Source organism: Halorubrum tibetense (genome assembly GCF_042661865.1).
GTDB lineage: Archaea > Halobacteriota > Halobacteria > Halobacteriales > Haloferacaceae > Halorubrum > Halorubrum tibetense.
Genome location: NZ_JBHSWW010000367.1, coordinates 1 through 2,013 on the forward strand (window position 1 = coordinate 1; position 2,013 = coordinate 2,013).

The 2,013-nt window shown below is 69.2% G+C and carries 1 protein-coding gene; it reads left to right on the forward strand.

Features of this window, described 5'->3' with window-relative positions:
- A partial coding sequence (locus ACFQEU_RS15110; RefSeq protein ID WP_379783490.1) for a glutamate synthase-related protein occupies positions 1–2,013 on the forward strand: 2,013 nt, incomplete at both ends.

Sequence of the window (2,013 nt, forward strand, 5' to 3'; positions counted from 1 at the left end):
GACGTACCCGCCGCGCCGGACGACGCGGACGAGGCCGAGGCGCTCGCGGCGTACCGGGGCGCGCTAGAGGACGGCCTGCTGAAGACGATGGCGAAGATGGGGATCTCGACGATGGAGTCGTATCAGGGCGCGCAGATCTTCGAGGCGGTCGGGCTCGACTCCGGGTTCGTCGGCGAGTTCTTCGCCGGCACCGAGATCCGCACCGAGGGGATCGGGATCGAGCAGATCGAGGACGACCTCCGCACCCGTCACGCGATGGCGTTCGGCACCGACCCCCAGCTGGAGACGATCGGCGAGTACGAGAACCGCTCGTCCGGCGTCAAACACGGCTGGAACCCACAGACGGTCGGGACACTCCAGCAGGCGGTCCGCGGCGGCGACTACGAGACGTACACCGAGTTCGCCGAGCTCGTCAACGACCAGTCCGAGGAGCTGGTGACGCTGCGCGGACTCCTCGAGTTCGAATCCGACCGCGACCCGGTTCCCATCGAGGAAGTCGAGCCGGTCGAATCGATCGTCGAGCGGTTCTCGACGGCTGCGATGAGTCTCGGGAGCCTCTCGCCGGAGGCCCACGAGAACAACGCGATCGCGATGAACCGGCTCGGCGCGAAATCGAACACGGGCGAGGGCGGCGAGCCGCCCGAGCGGTTCGACACGGAGAAGGAGTGTTCGGTCAAGCAGGTCGCCTCCGGGCGCTTCGGCGTCACCGCCGACTACCTCGCGAACGCCGAGGAGGTACAGATCAAGATGGCGCAAGGGTCGAAGCCCGGCGAGGGCGGCCACCTCCCCGGCGAGAAGGTCAACGAGATGATCGCCCACGTCCGGTGTTCCACACCGGGTGTCGGGCTCATCTCCCCGCCGCCCCAACACGACATCTACTCGATCGAGGACCTCAAACAGCTGATCTTCGACCTGAAGGCGGCGAACCCCGACGCCGACGTGAACGTAAAACTCGTCTCGGAGGCCGGGATCGGCACCATCGCCGCCGGCGTCGCGAAGGCGAACGCGGACGTCGTCCACGTCTCGGGCCACTCCGGCGGGACGGGAGCGTCCCCGAAGACGTCGATCAAGAACGCGGGGCTCCCGTGGGAGCTCGGGCTGGCCGAGGCGAACCAGATGCTCCGTGCGACCGGGCTGCGCGACCGGATCCGCGTTACCGCCGACGGCGGGCTCAAGACCGGTCGCGACGTCGCCGTGGCGGCCGCGCTCGGCGCGGAGGAGTACGTGTTCGGCACGGCGTCGCTCGTCACCTCCGGCTGCGTGATGGCCCGGCAGTGCCACGAAAACACCTGTCCGGTCGGCGTGGCGACCCAGCGCGAGGACCTCCGGAACCGCTTCCCCGGCCAGCCGGACCACGTCATCAACTACATGACGTTCATCGCACAGGAGCTGCGCGAGATCATGGCGGAGCTCGGGTTCCGCGAGGTCGAAGCGTTCGTCGGCCGCCCCGACCTCCTCACGCAGCGTGACACCGACCACGAGAAGGCGAAACACCTCGACTTATCGGCAGTGATCGCCGACCCCGCCGGCGACGCGCGCACGAAGACGCGCGAACAGACCCACCCCGGCATCGAGACGCTGCTCGACTGGGACCTCATCGAGGAGGCCCGCCCCGCCATCGAGGACGGCGCGCCGGTCGCGCTCACCCGCGAGATCGACAACATCGACCGCGCGGTGGGCGCGACGCTCTCGAACCGGATCGTCAGCGAACACGGCGGCGACGGGCTCCCCGACGACACCGTCACCTGCCGGTTCGACGGCCACGCCGGGCAGAGCTTCGGCGCGTTCCTCGCACGGGGGATCACCCTGGAGCTTTCCGGCGCGGCAAACGACTACGTCGGTAAGGGACTCTCCGGCGGCCGGATCGTCGTGAACACGCCCGCGGACGCTGGGTACGACCCGGCCGAGAACGTCGTCGCCGGCAACGTCTGTCTGTACGGCGCGACCGCGGGCGAGGCGTACGTCAACGGCGTCGCCGGCGAGCGGTTCGGCGTCCGCAACTCCGGGGTTCGG